We start from the raw sequence: 17,456 nt of genomic DNA, 5'->3' as shown, positions 1-17,456 counted from the left end.
CGGCGTTACGAACTTGTACAGCCCACAAAAACAGATGAAACCGAACTATCGTCGCTGCATAAGTTGCAGAAAATTAGGGCCAAAAGAAGCATTTTGGCGATTAGTCAGGCTCTATCCTTGTCATCAGGTACAATTAGATATGGGTATGGGTCGTTCTGCCTATCTGTGCCCGGAAGCAGAATGCCTCAAAGCAGCTCAAAAAAAAAATCGACTTGGGCGATCGCTCAAAGCATCTGTGTCTAACGAACTGTACCAAACACTTTGGCAACGTTTAGCCACCCCTTCCCCAGCCTCCCATAAGCTGTCTGCTGAACCCTTCGGACAAACCCCATCTAGGGGTAGCGAAGAACTTTCAGCAGCGCCAGCACCAAAACCCCAATCCGATCCACCCACCAGTCTTAAAAGATTTGTGTCAGATTAGATAAGGGCAGGGTACCAACAGAGGTATGCTCAATCGGGAACAACGAATAGCGAAAGCAAATTCCGGCTCAAACCGGGACTAAAACTTCAAAATTCACAGTTTCCTACAAAGACTTGAGACAAATCTCGCGGCAGACATCAGTAGGTTACGTCCAAACGACGGGCCCGCTGGCAGAGTGCCCGCGCCCCGATTCTTGACACTAATCTCAATAAAACGATGTTGTCATTAGAGTAAATTGCAATGTAAAAACTGGTTGGCACTGAGAGGGCTAGAGTGGATGAACAACGGCAAAGTAAGAATTTACGAGTTATCACGGGAACTAAATTTGGATAATAAAGACATCTTGGCGGTTTGTGAGGGGCTCAATATTTCAGTCAAGAGCCACAGCAGCACGATTTCAGAATCAGACGCTGAACGTATTCGCAAAACAGCCGAAAAATACGTAGCCAGCCACTCTGCTCCCGGCAAGCCAGCCCCCCCTGACCGGGCTGCTTCCCCGTCTAGAGAATCTGGCCCCCGTTCTAATGACCCCAAAAAACAGCAAATTTTAGAAATACGCAGACCTAAAGTGCGCCCAGGTGCAAATTCTAAGCAGTCCGGCAATGAGGAGAACACAACCCCCCAGCCTTCAACGGCAACTCCCCCCAGACTGCCAGCTACTCAGCTACAGCCCCCCGCCAAACCCAATATCAATCGACCGATTCCCTCAAAACCGAGTGCTAATCCCCCTGGAGTTGCGCCCGAAAATGGCGGTGAAGACTCAGGGGAATCAAACGCGCCGGCAATTGTACCCCTAGATGTAGTTCACCAAAACCCTCCGGCTCCCATACAAGCGAGGGCGACAAATTCACCTCCGCCGCCGTTGCCGAAACTCTCATCTCCGCCAGTTAGACCCGATGACAACCCGAACCGAGCCCCAGGAAATCAGGGGATTCGGCCGGTACTCAAACAGGCAAAAACTGACCAAGAGCAGTCAGAAGCGGGACAATCAGGGGATCACCCAGCTAAACCTGCCCGCCCCAGTCGCGGTCAGCGATCGCCAGGAGGTGAAGCTCCAGAAGGTTTGAGACCGCGCCGGGAAGGTTCAGGCCCCAGTCGGCCTCAACCGGCTCAGGAACCGAGACGACCAGGGCCAGGCAGAACTGCTCCAGCAATGCCAGGTGCGATCGCGCCCAATCGCCGGGGTAGCAGTGACACGGCAGCTATGGGGGATGACCGCGACGAACAAGAAGAAGATACGCCACTAACAGAGATATCTCTGCTAGATCGGCCGACTCTGCCTCGTCCCGCGAAGAAAGCCCAGGTATGGGAAGAAGACGACGAAGAAAGTCCAGATTTCCCCGGTAAGGCAGCCAAAGTTGCAGCCAAGGGCAAACGCACTCGCGTTAAACCACCGATCGACGAAGACGACGATGACAACGAGAATGGTCTGGAAATGCCAGAACCAATTGTGGTCAGCCTTTCCTTAGCCAGACCCTCGAAGCCTAAAGGCTTCGCCGTGCCTAAAGCAGCAACTCCTGTGGCAGCGCTAGTAGGCCCGTCTTCTGCCAAAAATAAAAAACCCGGAGCACCAAGGGATTCTAGCAGTTCCGAGCGCGGACAAAGCCGAGGTAGCCGTCGCCAAGCGACGGAAGTTAAGGCAGAACGTCCAGAAAAACTGGTACTCAGCGGGCCGATGACTGTTCAAGAACTGGCCCTGGCTCTTGCTGTTGCTGAAACTGAAATTATTAGGCGGCTGTTCTCTAAAGGAATGGCAGTCAGCATCACGGAAACTCTTGACATTTCGGCGATTCACCTCGTCGCTGAAGAGTTGGGAGTCCCAGTAGAAACTGCTGAGAAAGAAGCCGAAGCCAAGAAAGTCATTGAAATGCTTTCTGAGGCAGATTTGGAAAATCTCCAACGCCGTCCCCCTGTAGTGACGATTATGGGTCACGTCGATCACGGTAAAACTACTTTGCTCGACTCGATTCGCAAAACTAAGGTCGCTCAAGGAGAAGCTGGAGGTATTACGCAACACATCGGCGCTTATCACGTAGATGTGGAACACGAAGGCAAGATGCAGCAGGTAGTGTTCTTGGATACTCCTGGTCACGAAGCTTTTACTGCCATGCGGGCACGCGGTGCGCGGGTGACAGATATTGCGGTGCTGGTGGTGGCGGCTGACGATGGGGTAAGACCTCAGACGATAGAAGCTATTAGCCACGCCAAAGCTGCCGAAGTGCCAATTGTTGTGGCAATTAACAAAGTAGACAAGGAAGGATCTCAGCCGGAACGAGTGAAGCAGGAACTCACTCAGTACGGCTTGGTTGCAGAAGACTGGGGTGGGGATACGATTATGGTGCCAGTTAGTGCTATTCAAGGAGAAAACTTGGATACGCTGTTGGAGATGATTCTCCTGGTATCAGAAGTTGCAGACCTCCATGCCAACCCGAACCGCGCTGCTAAGGGAACGGTGATCGAAGCTAACCTCGATAAGGCCAGAGGGCCGGTGGCTACGCTGCTGGTGCAAAATGGCACGCTGCGGGTAGGAGATATTATTGTTGCCGGCTCTGCTTTAGGTAAGGTGCGGGCAATGATTGATGACCGAGGTAAGCGGGTTGAGGCCGCTGGCCCGTCCTTTGCAGTGGAAATCTTGGGTTTGCGAGATGTGCCTCGTGCTGGGGATGAGTTCGATGTCTTCCAAAATGAGAAGGAAGCTGCTGCGATCGCGGGTGCGAGAGTAGATAGAGCCAGAGAATCTCGTTTGCTACAAGGCAGAATCAGCCTCAGCGGTTTCTCGCAACAAGCCAAGGAAGGCGAACTCAAGGAACTCAATTTGATCCTGAAGGGAGATGTCCAAGGGTCAGTTGAGGCGATCGTGGGAGCCCTGCGACAACTACCTCAAAAAGAAGTGCAGCTTAGATTGCTACTAGCTGCCCCTGGAGAAGTTACGGAGACAGACGTTGACCTCGCCGCAGCCAGTGCGGCCGTGATTATTGGCTTCAACACTACCCTCGCTGCCGGCGCACGTCAAGCCGCTGACCGAGAGGGTGTAGATGTTCGGGAGTACAACATCATCTACAACCTCTTGGACGATGTTCAAGGGGCAATGGAAGGCCTGCTGGAACCAGAACTGGTGGAAGAACCTCTGGGCCAAGTGGAAGTCAGAACTGTGTTCCCTATCAGTCGTGGGGCTGTGGCTGGCTGTTATGTCCTTTCTGGCAAGATCATCCGCAACTGCAAGGTGCGGGTACGCCGAGGCTCTAATATCCTCCATGAAGGCATTCTTGATTCCCTCAAGCGGATGAAGGAGGATGTTAAGGAAGTCAACGCAGGCTACGAATGCGGTATTTCTCTGAATGCTTTTAGCAGTTGGGTAGAAGGTGACATTATTGAAGCCTACCGCATGGTTACGAAGCGACGGACGCTTTCTCAATAGTTGTGAGTGATGAGTTTTGAGTGGGAAGATGAGTTGCGAGTTTCGAGGATGAACTCGCGATCGCAACTCTTCTTTTTGATTCAAAACTCAAAACTTATAACTTATAACTCTCAAAAGTACAGTTTTCGGATGACAAATCTATCAATTTTTACCCTTTGTAGCCTCTGATACAGCAATATTGCCAACAATTTCAATAGATGCGATCGCCTCAGATTTTTTCGATCGAGAACAGGCAGCACCCATTTCTAAATAATGATTACATTACAGATTTTTGTTGTATAATTTTTTGAGATAGGCTAACTCAAGGCTATCGTTTAAGTCCAGACAAGCGATTGAAATTAAAGCTATGGTTAATTCTGCATCTACTCCTCAAGAATATCAAGCTCCATCGCTAAGCCAACTTCGCGAAGATTCAGAAATGTGGGAAAGCTTGAAGCAAGCAAGTGCGGCGAGTTCTGGGTTTCAACGGTGGCAGGTAGAGCGCGATATTGAACAACAGCAGGAAACTGTCACCCTTGACCAGCAAGTTAGCAGTTATCTGCGGGAAACTTTAGAAACTTTGGCTTACTAACTTTAGCAAACACAGCTTTTTCGTATTGTCGTAATGTTGTAGGGTGGGTAGAGCGCGGCGTTAACTTAATTTACCAATAGATAAATCTTTGAGCGCAACTTAACCCACCAAAAGGAAACTATTAAAAATTAATAGTAATTGAGAATGTCCTAACGGTCTTGGCGGTTGCTATGTATAGCAATCGCCATAATGCTTAGGACAAGTAGGGCAATTCATGAATTGCCCCTACCTAGTTTTATTTCTTAACCGCGTGGCGGTTGCATACTTAACGCCGCCCTCTGGGCGGTAAAATAACCGCCCAGAGGGCGGCTTTACAAACAGTCTTTTAAGTCATATATTTGTGATCCTTCTAATATTCTGGTTAGAAACAATTAAAGCGATTAACCAGCTACAATATTAGATATCTAAAGGTACATATCTTATGAAAAAATTTAACGTTGGCTGTCAACTAAAATACGCTCTTGTTCAACCCACAACGATGATATTTAATATCCAGACAGTAAAGACTAACTGTCAAAATATTTTACATGAAGAACTCAAGCTAGAGCCACCACAGAAAGTGGAGGAATATATTAGCCCTCTGGAGGGAAACCGCTACATCCGAGTCAATGCAACACCTGGAGATTTAGAAATTAGTTATCACGCAGTGGTAGAATTGTCACAGTTTTATGCTGACCACAAAGCGATCGCGGAAGTCGAACCAGCTAATTTGCCTGCGGAAACCTTCCATTTCCTCTACCCTAGCCGCTACTGCCAGTCAGATTTAATGGCGGGTTTGGCTGAGTCTGAGTTTGGAGAGTTACAGCCTGGATATTCGAGAGTAATGGCTATTTGTGATTGGATTTATGATAAAGTAAAATACTTATCTGGGAGTACAGATTCGGAGACTTCGGCTTACGATACTGCGACTGAAAGAGCGGGTGTGTGCCGCGATTTCGCCCATTTAGGAATTGCTTTTTGTCGAGCATTAAATATACCTGCTCGTTTTGTCTCTGCTTATGCTTATAAGCTGGAACCGCCTGATTTTCACGCTTGTTTTGAGGCTTACCTAGGCGATCGCTGGTATTTATTCGATGCGACGCGGCTTGTACCTTTGAGTGGAATTATCCGCATTGGTACGGGTAGGGATGCGGCAGATGTATCTTTTGGGACTCTGTTTGGTGCGGTAGAGATGAAGGAGATGAAGGTATTTGCAGAAGTGGCGGAAGGTAATGCTCAGCAGGATGATTTTGAGTCTAGAGGAGATGCGATCGCTATTGCTTAAAAGTATATCATTTCCGTAAACTGCGGTTAGTGCAGTCCAATTTCAGTTTTTATGAAACCAAAAATAACTAATGCGATCGCGTGGCAGCAAGCTGAACTGCTGATGCAGCCAGCCCTGATCCGACTGATTGATAACATTCGCAAACAGTTAGACGAATCAGTATGGAAAGGTACTTATCAAGAAGTACAGCTCCCAGTTCCCGGCTATCAGTTATGCTTAGAACATCAAGGCAAAGAAATGTGCGTGGATTTGTGGGAACTTTGTTATCAAGTCTGCTTTAGCAACTACACTCCTACCCATGTAAAAAGCCAAAGTGTAGAAGTTGAGATAGATACCAGTCTGATTGACGAGACTGGTAACGTAGATTGGAACCGCCTTGATGAAAAAGCCACCCAATTAGTAGATGAAATATTTGCACAATTGCCTAGTTAATTGTTAATTGTTAATTGTTAACTGTTAACTATCTTACACAGTCTTTTACCTAAATCTAAGTAAATCCTTCTTCCTCTTCCTTCTTTCTTCTTCCTTCTTCCTTTTACTTACAATCTCAAATTTAATTATGATTCAAGAATTGCATGATATTCAAGCATCAACAGGTGCAGAATTTATTTCCTCAGTTACCGAGGCAAATGTCCCTGTTAGTTTTGGCAATGATGCTGAGGCTATTTTAGCATCGCGCCAAGGCGTTATATTGTGCGATCGCACTCACTGGGGACGACTAGAAGTTTCAGGTGAAGATAGACTCCGATTCTTACACAACCAAAGTACCAACAATTTCAATATTCTGCAACCAGGACAAGGCTGTGACACAGTTTTTGTCACATCTACTGCCAGAACAATTGACCTTGCTACCGCTATTATTACAGAAGATACAGTCTTGCTGTTAGTTTCCCCTAGCCGCCGTCAAAAACTCTTAGAGTTGCTAGATCGATATATTTTTCCAATGGATAAGGTGGAACTTAAAGATGTAACTGATGCCACTGCTACCTTTAGCCTAATTGGGCCACAAAGCGATAAATTATTAGATAAATTGGGAATAACAGGGATTGAAGGCAAGCCTTATGGTACTCACAATTTAATAGAAAATAGTACCGATAAAGGCAGTATTCGCATTGTTGTAGGTAGCGGATTAGCAACTAGCGGATATACGATTATTGTCAATGGAAATCAGGCAGCAAATCTCTGGGATAAATTAGTACAAAATGGGGCGATTCCCGCAGGCGATCGCGTGTGGGAATATCTGCGAATCGAACAAGGACGACCAGCACCAGATTTTGAACTTACAGATGAATATAACCCTCTGGAAGCCCGCCTTTTGAATACAATTTCTTATGATAAAGGCTGCTACATTGGTCAAGAAACAATTGCTCGTTTAAATACATACAAAGGAGTTAAACAACAGCTTTGGGGCATTCGTTTGAGTGGTGATGTCGAGGTGGGTACAGCGGTGACAATTGGAGAAGAAAAAGTTGGTAAGCTAACCAGTTTTGTTGCGACTGATGAAGGGTCTTTTGGTCTTGCTTATATCCGTACTAAAGCTGGCGGTGAAGGCTTGAAGGTGCAGGTAGGAGAAATAGATGCGGAAGTCGTAAATGTGCCGTTTTTAGGATCAGAATAAAAGACTATAGCAACCGCCAAGGCGGTTAGGGGTTAGGGGCTAGGGGCTAGAGGCTAGGGAAAGAAGGGAAAGAAGGGGAAGAAGGGAATAGAATCAGCGAGTTTGGTGGAACTCAGAAAGTCTTAACTGCCAAGAAGGTTGCTATAAGTTAAATAAAAAATGTCTGCCTTGATTGTATTCGAGTTGTGGCGATCGCACACTAGAAACGCGATCGCTACAAGCATCTGCAATCTAATGATATTCTTAATTGCGATTACTTCTTGACTTCAGACTCAGCAGATTGCAAAGCTGCATCGAGAACTGTACGAGCATCCTCAGCTTTAGCTCTAGCTTCTCGATAGCGGACATTAGCTTGAGCAAAATTTTTAAGAACCTTGAAGCCATCTTTGAGATTGGCAATCTCATCAACAGTTACAGCCTCATCCGTAAATAGAATATCGATCGCAGCACGAACCTTGAGAGCCTCATCGCGAGATTCCATCACTTTTAGCTTTAAAGTAGCTAGATTGCTCAGAATTTGTACCGCCTGAGTAATACCATCCTCCTCATCAGAACCACTATCTTCGGGTTCTTTCACCTCAATAAATTGCTTTGGCCCAAATCCCTCCTTGAGCTCCGTAGTGAGCGAGCCTGCGTCCATTAGTTCCATGAGCTGATCCATCGCTTCTTCGCGAGCTTTGACCGAATCTCTGCCCTTGACAGTCAGAATAACTTCTGGGCTTTGTGCAAGTGTGTAGCGAACCATATTTTCACAGACTGTATAGCAACAATTAAATGATATTTTATAAGAAAATGATATCAAAACCCCTTGAATTTAGTCCAGGGATAGGTCAACTATAAAATCAATACCGCGAACAATGAAAGATAAATTTCTCAATTGGCTAAATATATTGTTAGTAGCTAATGTATTCTTAGTCTTGGTCAGTTTCGGATGGTTTGCGATCGCAGTCATCGGTCGTTCCGTTGGAGTCAGCCTTGGCCTCGAATTATGGTACTCACTTTGGCAGCCATTATTTACCCCCGCTCTTGGCCTTCTGATGGGAGGGGCAATTCTGAGCGGCATAGTTAGCCAGGTTTCCAAACGCCTTAATCCTTAAAAGTTAAAAGTTAACCGTTAACCCTTAACCGTTAACGGTGATTTGACGTTCCCACATTTTTAATTTTTAATTTTTAATTGCTTAACTGCTTACCGTTGCCAACCAATCAAAAATTCGGTCTAACTGTTCCAAGCTGACTAAACCGTACTGCCAAAGAATTATCGGTAATTGGCTAGTATCTCGATCGCTTTGTCGGAGAGCGATCGCGATCGCAGCAGTCGGTATCGCCAACTCCCCTCGTAAAAAATTAATTAATTGAGCATCTCTCGTAGATTTCATCGCCAGTTTTCCGTTGTTTTGTAAAGTGCTGTAACAAAATAAAATGAATTACAAATTTACTAACTTTATTCTTAATCATGTTTTCCTTAGTCTATGTGATAGAAAGTCGATTAACCATGTGACAAAATTGACTTTTAGGCGTGATCTACATCACAAATGTACAACTCTTCCCTGCAAAGGAAGGAGAGTAAGAGGTCTATACATTAAGATTATAATTAAATACATAAAAGCTGATCTAATCCCAGTAATAGCCTAGTAATAGGATAAGCAACACAGTCTACCAATAGTTAACAGTTAACAGTTAACAGTTAACAACACCTACCAAGGACTACCAATCATCGTAAAAGAAGCCCAGTAATAAGGATGTGATAAATTCGCGACAACTTGCCCCTCAGTTGATGGCAAACTAACAGCCTCTCCTCCGCGACTGGTACTTCGTAACTGCCCTCCCTCCACGCGCAAATCCCCATCAATCATCGCAATTTGTGCCTGCCTCAAAGCCTCCGCCTTCACAGTCAAACCTTGCAAACTTAACTGCCGATAAAACTCACTCATCAACCCCAAAGTGCCAGCATCATCAACTTGCCATAAACTCGCCAATACCGACTTAACACCCGACTGCACCGCCAAACCAGCAAAACCTAATTCCGCATCTTGACTACCAAAAGCCGTCTCGCAAGCACTCAAAACCAATAACTCTAAGCGCTGCTTTCCTAACTCCCGTAACTGCTCAAAGCGCAGTTTCCCATCCCACATTTGAATATAAGAATTACTAGGCATACTTGGGTCAAAAGAACCGTGAGTTGCTAAATGAATAATTCCAAATTGTCCCCTAGATTGTTGTGCCTTGAGATTATCTAAAGTAAACTCTTGATTTAAGAAAGAATGACCGCCCCTATCCTGCGTAATTGTAGACAACTCCACAGGTACAGCAGGTAAAGGTACAACTTGTGGGTCTTTAAATTGCGAAGCACCCATTGCTAAAACCGAGACATTATTGATATTTTGATAACTTGTATCAGTTAGATTAATACTAGGAATCAAACCGAGACTATATTTTTGTACTAAGAATTGTTTCCCATCATGGAGAGCAGCCAAAGGCAAACTCCGCATTCCTGGATCTAAAGAAAATGCTAGAGTATCTATTTTCTGCTTTTCTAACTCTGCTGCTAAAGGCGCAATCAACCACTGATAAAGTTGCTGAGAAGCACTCAAATAACTATTAGCATTACTTTCATCAGGACGGTGACTAAGTCCGCCAATTAATTTTTGTACCTGTCGCCGCAGTGCGTCGCTATTAGCAGCCGAGACACTCTTAAAAATAGGATTGCCATCGGGAGTTAACAACACTAATTCTAATTGTTCAGGGCGAGATACAACGTAAATTACCGCTGTTTTTTTTCCCGTTTGCTGTGCAATTCTAGTAAGAGATGCTTGGATATTTTGACCGTTCAATGGTTTAACATTAGCCCCTAATTGACGACCAATTTCCTGACTGCGAACCTGCTCAATTTGTACAACAGAAGCATAGGTATCATTTACCTGTTGCTTGTTAACTTTTGGCTGTTGACTGTGAACAGCTAAACTTTGACCTTCAACTTTTGTGTCACCGTTCAAAACCCGGAAATACTGAGCAGTTTTTACATGGACATTGCCAGTATTCCCGCTTCTACTTCCAGCATTAATTGATTCCACAGCAATGCCACCATTTTGACTGGTAAGGCTAATATCTCCCCCACGCTCAAAGCCAAAAGAAATAACTGAACCCGTGCTGATATTGCCAGCAGCATTTACATTAATATTGCCTGAACGTTCATGTACTCTTGCAGATGAATTTAGGATACCAACAGTGACATTTCCAGTTTGACTTGTCAATCGAATATCGCCGTCATTGGCTGTAATATTTCCTGTTTTTATATCGCCACCAGTAGTAATATCAACACCATTAGCAGCCGTTGTTTGGACTTCACTAAGAGTAGTTTTACCAACACCCGCTGACTGCTGCACGCTTCCTGCTGCAATAGTTGCATCAGCTTGTACATTGTTAGCACTTTCAATAGAAAGATTACCTAGTTGTTGATTTTGACCACTACCTATTGCACTTTTAAAGGTAATATTACCTGTTCCTGCGGTTAATGTCAGGTTGTGAGCTTCATTTTCTTTGCTATTTAATGTAGAAGCAATCGCAATATTGCCCGCACTTTCCCCCGTCTTCAAAGAAACATCGTTAGTGAGAGTTACTGCACTATTAATATTAATATCACTATTGTTGGTCGTAATATTGGCATTCAATACCGTTGACTGTGCATTTATAGTCACAGAGGCATCATCTTTTCCAATAATTTCTCCTTGCACTGCTACGGTTCCCCCAGGCGACTGTAATGCTACTGGGTCATTTACTTGCACCGCATTGACAGTAATTGCACCTCTACCATCTAATCTACCAATTGTAATTGCTTTGAAGCCGTTATCCAAAGCTGCCATATCTGAATTTTCCAGATTTAGTGTATTTGAAATATTCTGTGCAATACCACCAATTTGTATTGCTTGTTCTGCCGTCCGAGGCGCAATAAATATCGAGCCACCACTACTAGAAACCGAACTTTCTCCACCCCTTAAACTAATATTATTCCCAGTTAGGTTAATAGCTCCACCACTGGCATTGATTTTACCAATCGTTAGATTTTGACCTGAAATACTCAGTGCCGCTCCATTGGTCAAAATTGCAGATTGGGAGTTACTTGTAGAAAATGAACCAATGCCATTGCTATCAGCGTCGGCAACAAAAGCAAACGACCTTACCTCACTATTAGGGTTCAAATTGAGCGGTTTTTCAGCTAAGTTATTGATAGTAATATCGTTATTAGCATTGAGAACAACATCAGCATTTGCAGTTAAATTTTCCAGTACATTTTCAGAAATAGTAAGTCGTTGGCTGTCGGTTAAATATTGACTATTAGCTGAATTTTGCCCAACTACAATATTTTCAGAATTGAGTTGTATAATACCAGTATTGCCATTGGTAGCACTTAAATCTACTGTTCCGGCAAAAGTACCGCTACCTGAAATTTCAACAGTGCCACCGTCACCTGAGTTGCTGCCACCAAGTGCGCTAATTTGACCATTAAAATCAGTTGTTGTTAAACCTCCCCACCTGCCTATTGTTACCTGACCACCATTGCCATTTATCTCAGCATTAGCTAGGATCTCAGAATCACTACTGATATGAATTTCTGTGGCATTTAAGAATTGAGAATTACTAGAAATTTCTCCATTGCCGATTTTCACTGTACCACCGCCACTAATACCTGAAACATCAATTTTGGCACTACTTAAGAAAATGCGATCGCCTAAAATTTCAACAGTTCCTCCCATTTGTAAACTTGGCGATCGATCTGAACTAGAAGCATCTACATTACCAGCCACAATTACCGCCCCTTCCTGCACAGGCATCCCACCCGTAAGTACCACTTGCCCGCCAGCATTAACTGATATTCCTGTTGCGTGGCTGCTACCTCCACCTGTCAACATTTGTGGCAAAGAAAGAGGTGCAAAATTTCTGGCATCGGCATTCAAAATTCCCGATTCTGCCGACAAAGGTGTAATTTCTAAATTTAATAGCCGCCCTTCTTGGCTAATCCGTACTATTTTCTCACCAGGAACAGCAGCTAAAGTAATTGTGCCACCAGGTGCTTCTAAAGTGCCTATACTAATTACAGTACCGCCGATTAACGTTATATTATGACCTGGTTCGACTGCCAAATTCCCAGCATTAACAATCGCCGCTGGATCGGAATTTGGGAAAGCAAAAGCACTCGGCGTTCCCAGCAAATTTGAGTAATTGTTAGCCCCAAAAGCCTGAAACCAATTATCGCCAAATCCAATGCCGCTGGCTGTAGTAGCGGTAAAAGAAGCTGGTACATTCAGTTGAGCATTCTGCCCAAATACAATCCCGGCTGGATTAACTAAGAATAAGTTAGAATTACCTCCTGTAACTTGAATTAATCCGTTAATAACTGAGGCTTCTCCACCAGTGACACGAGCTAAAATATTTCTAATCGTGTCATTAGAAAGAAAGTTAGCAATTTGACCTTGGGAGAGACCAAATCGCTGGAAACTATGAAACAGATTCGATCCATCTCTGGATAATTGACCCCCGCTGATGTTGAAGCGGTTCCCATCGGGGGTGACGGTAGTATTAGTACCGTCGGCTGCTGGCACAATAGGCTGAGCCTGTACTAAAGATGGCAGCAAACAAGAGGCAAAAGGCAACAAGAAAGAGGATTTCTTACCGAGATTCCACAAACGAGAGCCACCACTATCTTGTTTCTTGATGACTTTATTAGGGGTGGGGACTGTTGTTACTAGCAGGTAAATATGACGTTCCGGTTTCATCGTTTTTGACCTTATATATTGCCGAGGATTTTCCTAAGCATCTAGCAGGTATTAGTCTGTTTTTAATTACTAATCACCACAGGACTTACCCACTAATAACGAAGAATCAATGTTTTGGTTTGCTTCGGGCTTGCTTAACACCCTCAGATTGCTTTTGACTTTGCTTCGTAAGCGCTACGCACAGGCGCTCTAATGATAGAAAATGGTAGTTTTGCGTAAGTCTTAGATCGGTGAGTAATGAAATCTAAAGAGTGATACCAATAGCCTAACCAAAGGAAGATTGAAATCACAGGTTGAAATCACAGGTAGCCTGAGACCTTAAAATGACTTTCACATTTGCGCGATCGCCTTCAGCAAGAAGCAGAGAATTAGTCGCTTGCTCGTCTTTTCTGGATTTTAAATTTAGGACTTACGCAAAAAATCCGGTTTCTGCCTTAATATCTCTCCGATGATTTTTCGGAGAAACCGGATTTTGCCCCTCGTGCGATCGAGCCTGAAATTGTTACTTTTTGCTGTAGATGCCAAAAAAATTTTTCTCTGCCGAGCGACTGAACGACAGCGTTAACATATTTATCATTACCCTGGATGGGGGGTGTGACCCCACAGCCATTGTATCCCATTTCCCTGTTCAGGGGAACCACATTCTCCATCGATTTAAGTTTTATAAAAAATTTCCAATACCCCTATGTATTTCACCGCCTATCATGTACAATCTTTTTATCTACACGGATAGATGTCAAAGCTTAGAGTAAAAGCTATGCAATGCAAGCACAGCTATAAAATTCGCGTTTGACCCAAGAAAAACCTTTCCATTGCTTATGTAGTAAAGGATTTGGTCTTTCGGCAGATAAAAGTTCAAAGTCTGAAAGTATTAAGATCAGGGGGCATCCAGCCGTAATTTGGAGAAAAAAGCGATGGATTCCCAAAATCAAACAAATTGGATTAAAAAGCTCACTGGTGCTGTAGCTGCTGTTGGTGTAAGCGCCCTGATTAGCTTGCCAGTGTTGGCGCAGTTTAACTACTCCGCCAGTATCTTCAACCCTTCTGGCGGTACAAGCCGCAGCGTTGACGGCACGATTGCTGGTGAACTAGATTCTGCAATCAAGTATTACCGAGACTTCCAAGCCTTTGCTGAGGCTGTGAACAAAGCTGGTTTAACTGACAATTTCCGCGCGAAAGACCAAGCAGACCCCAACAAGGTGCTGTTTACTGTTTTTGCGCCGACGGATGAAGCGTTTGCAGCTTTACCTACGGACATCCGGGAGAAGTTGTTCAAGCCAGAGAATAAGGACAAATTAGCTAAGGTGCTGAACTATCACGTAGTTGCGGGTCAAGTTACGGCCAAGGAAATAGAGGCCGGTGTGGTGCAAACTGCCGCAGGTATGCCGATGAAAATTCAGCTTAATCAGGCTGGAGATCAACTGACACTCAATGACGCTAGTGTGGTGCAGTCATCTCGTCGTACTGCCAATGGGGTGATTGTCTTAGTTGATAAGGTGCTTTTGCCTCCTGACTTGTTCTAAGTTAAGGGGATGGGAAGGCGAAGTTCTGAGTTTGTGAAGGCGCGGTATAATCGCGCCTTTTAGACTTTGTAGCTATTTTTGGCTTACAATGACAACTATAGCTAGGGAAGAGGGGCTAGGGGCTAGGGGCTAGGGGTTAGGGAAGAGGGAAAAGGTTACAACCTAGTTTATGCTATTACCTTAATCACCGCTCGTAAGAGCTATGCTACCCAAGAGATAGATATTATGGCAGTTTACAAAGATCGTGAAGCTTTTATCCCCTATCGTCGCTCCGATTTGATCGAACTTTGCGTTGAAGACGGTCAGTTAGCCCCTACAGAGATCGCGAAATTCCGGGATTTCTGCGAAATATTGTCGGCCTATTACCATTTTCAGTTGCATCAGACTTTAGAGGTATTAAAGGATAACTTTGTTCCCTTTAATCCTGATGCTGATACCAAGCTGAGAATTGAACCGAACTCAGCTCAACAGACAGAAATGGAAGCCAAACTGATTTCAGCTTTTAAGACGATCCTTGAAAGAGCTAATTATGTCATTTTATCTGAAGAAATGTTACAACAGGCTCTTAACGAAAACTCGTTACTTGAACTCAATACAAAAGTAGATTTTGAGGACTTTGAGCAGATAGTTTGTTACTATCGTGGCGATACTCAGAAAACAGCTTCGGTTAAGAAACTTTTGAAGCAAGTAGAAAAGACAGTTGATACCTTTGATCGAGTAGTCTTGTTACTAAAATTCAAAGATGCTGCATATTTTGCTGCGAAAAAATCCAAGCCAGAAAAACTTAATTTTACACCAGGCAAAATATACATATATTTTTACAAAAACATCCCCAAATTTGATTTAGAATTCCTGTTTCCAAACATCAAAATTAGCATGACTTGGAAAGATCGTCTTTTGCTTGGCGTTCCAGCTATTGGGGCTGGTGCTTCGGTGATTATAAAAGTTTTACCCCAATTGCTGCTGATTATCGGAGTCATTTTGTTTGTCTTCTTCGGAAAAACCAATTTCCTAAATTTCAATATCAGCAAGGAAAATGTAGAGAATATTCTGCCCGTATTGGTAGCGGCATTGTCGATGGTGGTGGCTTTAGGAGGAGTAGGTTTCAGGCAATATAACAATTATAACTACAAAAAGGTCAAATTTCAAAAGAATGTAACCGATACTCTTTTCTTTAGGAATCTGGCTAATAATGCTAGTGTTTTTGGAGCGTTAATTGATGCGGCAGAAGAGGAAGAATGTAAAGAAATTATCCTTGCTTATTATCACTTGATGACTAGCAAAAAACCGCTTACGCCAGAACAATTGGATGACCGAATTGAGGTATGGATGGAAAATAAATTCGGTACTAAAATTGACTTCGACATCCAAGGCCCTCTCGGTAATTTGGAAGGAATACGGGGCAAAATCATTAAGGATGGTGGTGATGAAGCGAATACCCCGGAATTAACTATGCTGACTTATGATGCCCAGGGGTGTTGTATAGTTCCATCTTTGGATGATGCGAAAACAGTTATAGATTATCTTTGGGATAATGCTTTTCTCTACGCAAAATGATGGAGAAGAAGGCAGGAGACAGGTAAGGCTAAGGCAGGCGGATCTTGCAATCTTACAATTAATCGTTAATCGCTATGCTTTTCTCTGTTTCCGCAGCTTTTTTTAAGGCATTTGCAACTTTTAGGGTATACAGACTAGCTGTTGAATTGAGATACAAAGGTACTCCTTCTATTAAATAATCCAATACCATTGTTGTATCTTTTACGAACAAACCGCGCCGAGTACCAACCTCAATATTTTGGCTATTTTCTCCTTGGATTAATTGACCAGATTCTGGAGTAAAAATTAGCTTTCCTGCTTCACCATAAATAGTAAAAGTATTTTCTGACTCCCAAAATGTTTCGCCTTTTCCATAGACAGATTCAGCTAAAATGCCGTTAGCAAATCGCAACTGAGCGCTACACAAACAAGCTTTGTAAAAATCAGGTTCCGTATCCCAAAATTGATTTTGACAGGTAACACTTGCGACTTCCCCAAACAAATCAGTAAATCGGTGTAGTCGAGAAAGAGCACCAACAAAAGGAAATCCAAATAAGGAATGTTGATAAGTCCATTTTTGAGGTGCGGGACGCTGGGGAGCGATTGTAATATAGCGGGCATAGAAAACTTTACCAATAGCGGGTAAATATTCCTTAACAGCTTGATGCAAACCGCCTAGTAGTTCAATGTGTTCGACGTGGAGCAATTTTTGTTGTTGCTGGGCGATCGCGATCGCGCGTTCCGCTTCCGATGCGTCCAATGCTAGGGGATATTCGACAACAACGTGCTTGCCATTTTCCAGGGCCGCACGCGCGATCGCGCCATGATCCCGATTTACCGTACAGACGATTACCAAATCTAGATCGTCCCGTTCTACAAGTTTCCGCCAAGAAACCGATTGCTGAATCTGGAATTGTTCGCTAAAGGCTTCCGTACTCTCAGGCCTATGACCCGCAACGGTTACAAGCTGCGATCGCTCATCAGTCGCCAGAGCCTGTGCCCTTAGCTTAGCGGTAAAACCTGTACCAACAATACCAACCCTAATTGGGGAAGTGACCGAGAAACGAGAGGTAGTATTCATCTGGTTTACCGCTAATACGCAATTCCAATACTTTCAGCCTACGATATGCACTTCTATCTGGCAATCGTAACATTAGAACAGCTAGAGTGCGAGAGGGAATTAAAAATTAAAAATTAAAAATTAATACCATAACGCCGCCCTCTGGACAGTCAATTACCGCCCGGAGGGCGGCGTTACGTGATTCGTGGGAAAGTCTTAAGATGATATTATGACTTTATTACTTACAATCATTCAATCAATAGCAGTAGCTCTT

13 protein-coding genes are annotated in these 17,456 nt (G+C 43.9%); 9 read left to right on the top strand and 4 right to left on the bottom strand.

Going from position 1 to position 17,456, the window contains the following annotated elements; translation table 11 throughout:
• The 6 genes from PY364_RS08495 to PY364_RS08470 form a co-directional block, all read left to right on the top strand.
• Window positions 1-421 (top strand): YlxR family protein (locus tag PY364_RS08495; RefSeq protein WP_275521808.1); only part of this gene is annotated, 421 nt, incomplete at its 5' end.
• 277 nt (window positions 422-698) lie between these two features.
• Entirely contained in the window at window positions 699-3,839 is a 3,141-nt protein-coding gene (gene infB, locus PY364_RS08490) for a translation initiation factor IF-2 (RefSeq protein ID WP_275521807.1), read from the top strand.
• Between the two features lie 346 nt (window positions 3,840-4,185).
• On the top strand, window positions 4,186-4,410 hold the full coding sequence (locus PY364_RS08485) for a hypothetical protein (RefSeq protein ID WP_275521806.1): 225 nt from the start codon (window positions 4,186-4,188) through the stop codon (window positions 4,408-4,410).
• A gap of 421 nt (window positions 4,411-4,831) precedes the next feature.
• Window positions 4,832-5,674 (top strand): transglutaminase family protein, encoded by an 843-nt coding sequence (locus PY364_RS08480; protein ID WP_275521805.1) that lies wholly within the window; start codon window positions 4,832-4,834, stop codon window positions 5,672-5,674.
• A gap of 51 nt (window positions 5,675-5,725) precedes the next feature.
• Window positions 5,726-6,106, top strand: coding sequence for a hypothetical protein (locus PY364_RS08475; protein WP_275521804.1), 381 nt, complete (start codon window positions 5,726-5,728; stop codon window positions 6,104-6,106).
• 127 nt (window positions 6,107-6,233) lie between these two features.
• Complete coding sequence (locus tag PY364_RS08470) at window positions 6,234-7,292, top strand: folate-binding protein (protein ID WP_275521803.1); 1,059 nt, start codon at window positions 6,234-6,236, stop codon at window positions 7,290-7,292.
• A 253-nt stretch (window positions 7,293-7,545) separates the two neighbouring features.
• On the opposite strand, the gene PY364_RS08465 is transcribed toward PY364_RS08470, so the two are convergent.
• Window positions 7,546-8,037, bottom strand: coding sequence for a hypothetical protein (locus PY364_RS08465; protein ID WP_275521802.1), 492 nt, complete (start codon window positions 8,035-8,037; stop codon window positions 7,546-7,548).
• A 112-nt stretch (window positions 8,038-8,149) separates the two neighbouring features.
• Between PY364_RS08465 and PY364_RS08460 the strand changes: the two genes are divergently transcribed.
• Window positions 8,150-8,389 (top strand): hypothetical protein, encoded by a 240-nt coding sequence (locus tag PY364_RS08460; RefSeq protein ID WP_275521801.1) that lies wholly within the window; start codon window positions 8,150-8,152, stop codon window positions 8,387-8,389.
• Window positions 8,390-8,470: 81 nt separating this feature from the next.
• Here the strand turns inward: PY364_RS08460 and PY364_RS08455 are convergent, their stop codons facing one another.
• Together PY364_RS08455 and PY364_RS08450 are read right to left on the bottom strand one after the other, a co-directional pair.
• Window positions 8,471-8,668 (bottom strand): DUF2949 domain-containing protein, encoded by a 198-nt coding sequence (locus PY364_RS08455; protein WP_275521800.1) that lies wholly within the window; start codon window positions 8,666-8,668, stop codon window positions 8,471-8,473.
• 318 nt (window positions 8,669-8,986) lie between these two features.
• Window positions 8,987-13,063, bottom strand: coding sequence for a CHAT domain-containing protein (locus PY364_RS08450; protein WP_275521799.1), 4,077 nt, complete (start codon window positions 13,061-13,063; stop codon window positions 8,987-8,989).
• A gap of 914 nt (window positions 13,064-13,977) precedes the next feature.
• On the opposite strand from PY364_RS08450, the gene PY364_RS08445 reads away from it, so the two are divergent.
• A complete protein-coding gene (locus tag PY364_RS08445; protein WP_275521798.1) occupies window positions 13,978-14,586 on the top strand; it encodes a fasciclin domain-containing protein in 609 nt (202 codons plus the stop codon).
• 225 nt (window positions 14,587-14,811) lie between these two features.
• Window positions 14,812-16,143 carry a TMEM143 family protein gene (locus tag PY364_RS08440; protein ID WP_275521797.1) on the top strand — a complete coding sequence of 444 codons (1,332 nt, stop codon included), beginning with the start codon at window positions 14,812-14,814 and terminating at the stop codon, window positions 16,141-16,143.
• 58 nt (window positions 16,144-16,201) lie between these two features.
• Here PY364_RS08440 and PY364_RS08435 read toward each other — a convergent pair whose 3' ends face one another.
• On the bottom strand, window positions 16,202-17,203 hold the full coding sequence (locus PY364_RS08435) for a Gfo/Idh/MocA family oxidoreductase (protein WP_275521796.1): 1,002 nt from the start codon (window positions 17,201-17,203) through the stop codon (window positions 16,202-16,204).
• Window positions 17,204-17,456: the final 253 nt, after the last annotated feature.

The organism is Kamptonema sp. UHCC 0994, assembly GCF_029167235.1.
Taxonomy (GTDB): Bacteria; Cyanobacteriota; Cyanobacteriia; order Cyanobacteriales; family Microcoleaceae; genus Kamptonema.
Note: the sequence above shows the minus strand (reverse complement) of the source record. Positions and strands in the feature narration are given on the sequence as shown.

Excerpts from the sequence above, each read along its gene's own strand:
- PY364_RS08465 (WP_275521802.1), bottom strand. The coding sequence starts at position 8,037 with ATGGTTCGCTACACACTTGCACAAAGCCCAGAAGTTATTCTGACTGTC.
- PY364_RS08455 (WP_275521800.1), bottom strand. The coding sequence starts at position 8,668 with ATGAAATCTACGAGAGATGCTCAATTAATTAATTTTTTACGAGGGGAG.
- PY364_RS08470 (WP_275521803.1), top strand. The coding sequence starts at position 6,234 with ATGATTCAAGAATTGCATGATATTCAAGCATCAACAGGTGCAGAATTT.
- PY364_RS08450 (WP_275521799.1), bottom strand. The coding sequence starts at position 13,063 with ATGAAACCGGAACGTCATATTTACCTGCTAGTAACAACAGTCCCCACC.
- PY364_RS08460 (WP_275521801.1), top strand. The coding sequence starts at position 8,150 with ATGAAAGATAAATTTCTCAATTGGCTAAATATATTGTTAGTAGCTAAT.
- PY364_RS08485 (WP_275521806.1), top strand. The coding sequence starts at position 4,186 with ATGGTTAATTCTGCATCTACTCCTCAAGAATATCAAGCTCCATCGCTA.
- PY364_RS08435 (WP_275521796.1), bottom strand. The coding sequence starts at position 17,203 with ATGAATACTACCTCTCGTTTCTCGGTCACTTCCCCAATTAGGGTTGGT.
- PY364_RS08445 (WP_275521798.1), top strand. The coding sequence starts at position 13,978 with ATGGATTCCCAAAATCAAACAAATTGGATTAAAAAGCTCACTGGTGCT.
- PY364_RS08480 (WP_275521805.1), top strand. The coding sequence starts at position 4,832 with ATGAAAAAATTTAACGTTGGCTGTCAACTAAAATACGCTCTTGTTCAA.
- PY364_RS08475 (WP_275521804.1), top strand. The coding sequence starts at position 5,726 with ATGAAACCAAAAATAACTAATGCGATCGCGTGGCAGCAAGCTGAACTG.
- infB (WP_275521807.1), top strand. The coding sequence starts at position 699 with ATGAACAACGGCAAAGTAAGAATTTACGAGTTATCACGGGAACTAAAT.
- PY364_RS08440 (WP_275521797.1), top strand. The coding sequence starts at position 14,812 with ATGGCAGTTTACAAAGATCGTGAAGCTTTTATCCCCTATCGTCGCTCC.